This window comes from Synechococcales cyanobacterium T60_A2020_003 (assembly GCA_015272205.1).
Lineage (GTDB): Bacteria > Cyanobacteriota > Cyanobacteriia > RECH01 > RECH01 > JACYMB01.
The window spans coordinates 1-4,358 of record JACYMB010000171.1 but is presented as its reverse complement, the minus strand read 5'-3'; the positions used below and the strand labels follow the sequence as shown (position 1 = coordinate 4,358).

At 51.7% G+C, this 4,358-nt stretch carries 5 protein-coding genes and 1 tRNA gene; 3 read left to right on the top strand and 3 right to left on the bottom strand.

The window, feature by feature from the left end:
- Both IGR76_09085 and IGR76_09080 read right to left on the bottom strand, forming a co-directional pair.
- The coding region (locus IGR76_09085) for a cobyric acid synthase (protein ID MBF2078660.1) at window positions 1–627 on the bottom strand (627 nt) is incomplete at its 3' end.
- Window positions 628–728: 101 nt separating this feature from the next.
- On the bottom strand, window positions 729–1,151 hold the full coding sequence (locus tag IGR76_09080) for a hypothetical protein (protein ID MBF2078659.1): 423 nt from the start codon (window positions 1,149–1,151) through the stop codon (window positions 729–731).
- Window positions 1,152–1,396: 245 nt separating this feature from the next.
- Here IGR76_09080 and IGR76_09075 point away from each other — a divergent pair, with 245 nt between their 5' ends.
- Entirely contained in the window at window positions 1,397–1,609 is a 213-nt protein-coding gene (locus IGR76_09075) for a hypothetical protein (GenBank protein MBF2078658.1), read from the top strand.
- On the opposite strand, the gene IGR76_09070 is transcribed toward IGR76_09075, so the two are convergent.
- A complete protein-coding gene (locus IGR76_09070; GenBank protein ID MBF2078657.1) occupies window positions 1,588–1,995 on the bottom strand; it encodes a DUF4359 domain-containing protein in 408 nt (135 codons plus the stop codon). The two genes, IGR76_09075 and IGR76_09070, sit on opposite strands and share 22 nt — an antisense overlap.
- Before the next feature lie 119 nt (window positions 1,996–2,114).
- Here IGR76_09070 and IGR76_09065 point away from each other — a divergent pair.
- Window positions 2,115–2,187, top strand: a tRNA-His gene (locus tag IGR76_09065).
- Window positions 2,188–2,442: 255 nt separating this feature from the next.
- Window positions 2,443–4,305: an EamA family transporter gene (locus IGR76_09060; protein ID MBF2078656.1), complete on the top strand. Its 1,863-nt coding sequence runs from the start codon at window positions 2,443–2,445 to the stop codon at window positions 4,303–4,305.
- Window positions 4,306–4,358: the final 53 nt, after the last annotated feature.

Below are 4,358 nucleotides of genomic sequence, written 5' to 3'. Positions count from 1 at the left end.
AATCCCCGGCTGAAGGAGCGATCGCTGTCCCCGAAACTTATTGATCACAATGCCTTTAATCAACGCCCGTTCATCGGGTTCTAGCAACTCTAGCGTGCCGACAACGTGGGCAAATGCGCCGCCACGATCAATGTCTACTACCAAAATTGTGGGCGCATTTAGATACTTGGCAACCCGCATATTGGTTAAGTCGCGGTGTTTCAAATTGATCTCTGCCGGACTGCCCGCGCCTTCACACACAATCAGATCAAATTCGTCGCCCAAGCGTCGCAACGATTCGGTAATGGCTTGCCAGCCCACATCAAAATATTGCTCGTAGTAGTCGGCGGCACTGACTCGACCCGCAACTTTTCCCTTCAGAATGACTTGAGATGTCATATCGCCTTGGGGTTTGAGCAGGATGGGATTCATTTCAACCCGTGGCAGAACGCCCGCCGCCCAAGCTTGTACGGCTTGCGCATGGCCAATTTCACCCCCACCGGGTGTCACGTAGGCATTGAGAGCCATGTTTTGTCCCTTAAAGGGGGCGACCCGCCACCCCTGACGCGCCAACAGCCGACAAAGGGCTGCCGTCAGAAACGATTTTCCGGCGTGCGATGTAGTCCCGACCACCATGATGGCTTTCATTCATTAACCTCCGAGAGCAGTTTGGGGGCGAAAAGCGTCGTAAGTCATGAATCTATATAACCAAAAAATATTAATTTGCATTCAAAATTGCTGAATTTACCTTACGACAGCCAGCTTGGGAGCCGAAACCAGCGAGTTAGAAAATTTAAAAGGCGATCGCGCCAAGTCGCATGACCAATGTAACCGATGCCCCCTTGCTGTTCCCATTTCTCCATCAGGTGCCGACCCAGGGGGGTCAGCCGAAAACTGTCTGTTAACCCCTGTCCGTCTACCTCGCGGCGCAGCAGACCAATTTGCATCAGCCATGCTAATTCATGCTCTGCCATCAGTTCCGGGAGCGGACGACGGGTGTAGCCGTTTTGCACCCCTCGTGTTCCAGTAATGCTGCTTAGCGCAACGCCCTGCACACGCATCGTGGTGTAAAGCTTGACCCGAAACGGGGCACATCGGGCAGCGCGTTCGGCTCGCAGAATGGTTTGGCGAGCATACTGAATCGATTGACTAGGGGGGTAGGAAGAGGCCATGAAGCGCAGTAAAAACCGTATGTTAAGCGACGTAAAGTGTACAGTCCCATTCTAGCCCTGTCGGTTTTATCCCACCTAGATTTGGACAAAAGTAGTGATCCCCGCCTGATCCCGGAAAATCACCCCCTGATCCCCGGAAATTCCCCTGGTTGGGTGACTCTTTTTGCGCGAACATAGGGAATAGTAGAACTTAGAATAACGCGATCGCTGGCCTGAGTTGCTGGCGAAGGAAGCAAAAAAAGATTATGGTACGTTCACTCACCGAAGCAGAAGTTGGCGTTTTAGTGTTGCGCCTCGCTCTGGCAGGCTTTGTGCCTGCCAAAGATTTCAAAATCACGGACGACGGTCAAGTGCTAGCTTCTCCTGACGTTCGAGCTTTTCTAAAGCGCACAACTGCCTGGGCTCCCGAAGAACGGGAAGCGGGTTCCGAGAGAGACTATAAGCGTTCGGCTTTGTAGGTGTAAAAACGGCGAAACACCCCTACGCTTTCAACCTCGTAGCCTGGTAACGCCGAACTAATTTCTAAGCGCGTGCGATAGATGCTGAGCACTCCATAGTTCTGTCGCTGTGTTCCGCGTACAATAATTGCTCGCAGCTCGTCTTGGTTATTCTTGAGCAAAGAGTTGATGAGTTGAGGGCACTGACTCCCCACAATATCGTCTAAGAAGTCCGGCACATCAACCTTGTCACATAATTCATCCCCCTCACGCTTGAGATAGCGCGTCAGTTGTTTGGTGGCATAGTCTTCGTAGGCATCAGGCTTTGGATTGGTGGCAACCATCGTAATGCCAACACCAGCGATCGCCGCTACCAGTAACGCAAAGGTAATCTTGAGTGGTTTCATCCGTTCGTACCTTCGGCAAAGTGTTTTCCCAACGCTAGACGTTTACAGACTTGGATGACAAGGGACTTCCCTGATACAAACCTTCAATGCTATATTAGTAGAAGCCAGAACGGCATACGGCGAGCGTAGCCAAGTGGTTAAGGCAGCGGATTGTGGTTCCGCCACTCGGGAGTTCGAATCTCCTCGTTCGCCCTTCTAAACTTTTTTAGTTTCCAGTTATTGCCCTGATGAACACTTGCAACGGTTTTCATCGAGCTGAAATTGAGTTCGCTACACTTGAGGGAACAGTTAAGCGCACACTGCAAACAGTGGAAATGCAGGGTTCGGTCTAGCCAAGATTCGCTAAGATTCTGGAAGCATTGGATAGATAATTGCAGAATTCATGGTCGCGAATTATAGTGGCATGCAGCTATCTGTAGCGTTTAGCACACTTGAGGGTACACACTGATGGGAGCGACGGACAATCTACCGGATTATTCCGAACAACGTGCTGCCGCTTCTCCGGGTTCAAACTCTCCGTCGAATCCGGACGAGATTTTGCAATCGGTAACTCGCAGTTTGGAATCGCTTCAGCAAAATTTGGTTGTGCAGTTGCAGCAAGATATTAGTCGGCTGGAACAGCAAAAGTCGCGCTTGATTGACGAAATCGAAAGTCTGCAAGATCAGCAGCGATCGCTCCAGGTCCAGCATCAGCGATCGCTGTCGCAGCAGCAAATTGAGCAGCAAAAGATCTGGGCAAAGCAAATGGCGCAATCCCTGGCGAACCACTTGCAAGCCATGATGGTGCAGCGGTTGAGCCAGATGAACTATTTGCCGCCTCAAGCCGAACCGGATTCGGTAGCGGCACTGCCGGGTAGTACGCCTCAACATACCCAACGGGTTTTAGCCTCTCTAGACGCAAGCCTCAATCAAACCTTGAATTCGTTGAGTCAGGATCTCAACAGCTACCAAAGTTCCCTGTCCCAGCAAATTAGCCGTATGCAAACCATGCAGCAACAGGGAGAAGCGATTCTAGATGTTTTAGTGCAGCGCCTTAGTCGTCAACTGCAAGCAGACTTAATGCGATCGCAGTCGGTTCAACCAACGGGCGTTTTGAGCAATGGCGGATCCCAAACGGTCTATCAATCGGGGGCAGTGGCAAATGGCAACTCTCTCCCCGCATTTTCTGGAAATGGAGTGGAACAGTACTCCAACGGTGGGGCAATGCCGCCGATCACCAATGGCAGTATTTCCATGTCGGCTTCGGTGCCCCCGGTGACGCAACCTCCACCTGCAAAACCCACGGCCTTGAATACCTTCCAAATGGGAATTTTGGTCATGCTGGGTTCGACCCTAGCGCTCTCTCTTCATAACGTTGTGGTGGGGATCATCGCACGGGAAAAGGGCATTCTAGGTCTTTTCCAACTGGGAGGCTATGTCACCTTCAGCTTTGGCAACGCCATGCTGCTCCTGTGGCTACGGATGCTGGTTGTGGTGCCGCTTTTGGCAGGCGTCGCGACCATCTTGTATCCAGCCTGCTGGCGCGATATTAAGGCGTTTCTACAATCGAGCGATCGCCGCTTGATGTTCAGTTCCCTAGGAACGGGTTTTTTCCTGTTCCTGTCCCAAATTTCGATTTATGTCGCGATCGGGGGCGTGGGGCCAGGGGTAGCGGTCACCATCCTGTTCATGTACCCCATTATTACCGTGCCGTTGGCGTGGATTCTGTTTGGTGATCGCCCAACGCCGACGCGCAATATTGTCATGGTGGCGATCGCCCTTGGTGTTGTATTGACCTCTCTGCCTGCGCTTTCGGCAACTGGACGGGTGGAAATTTGGGGTATTGTGGCCGCCGTCGTATCAGGCGTTACCTTCGCGTTCTACGTGATTTCGATGCAGATCAGTTCTCGCAAACTGCATCCTGTGCCCGTTAGTGTGATTCAGTTTTCGACGATCTTCTTGCTGACGAGTCTGAGCCTCATCTTTCTACCGAACACAGGCGTTGATATTCCTGCGGATGGACGGATTGGCTTTTTGATTGGGGGCGTTACCTTAGGAACCCTCACCTTAGTGGGGTACTTGATGAATAATTTCGGCATTCGCCTACTAGGAGCCTCCCGTGCCTCGATCTTTTCATCCAGTGGTCCAGTTATGACGGCACTTTTAGACTTCCTCATTACCCAAACGGCACTCAAAGGTGTGCAAGTCTTAGGCATTGTCGTGGTGACCACCGGACTGATTGCCCTCAGTTTTGAAAAAATGTTTACCCGTAGCCCAGCCAATCCGAACCCGACGCCCCCAAAGACTCCCAAACCCGTTGCAAAGGCTTAGAGGGTGTCTGAGAAGTTTTGAGGAAATAAGAAAGGCCCTCATCCGGTAAGCTG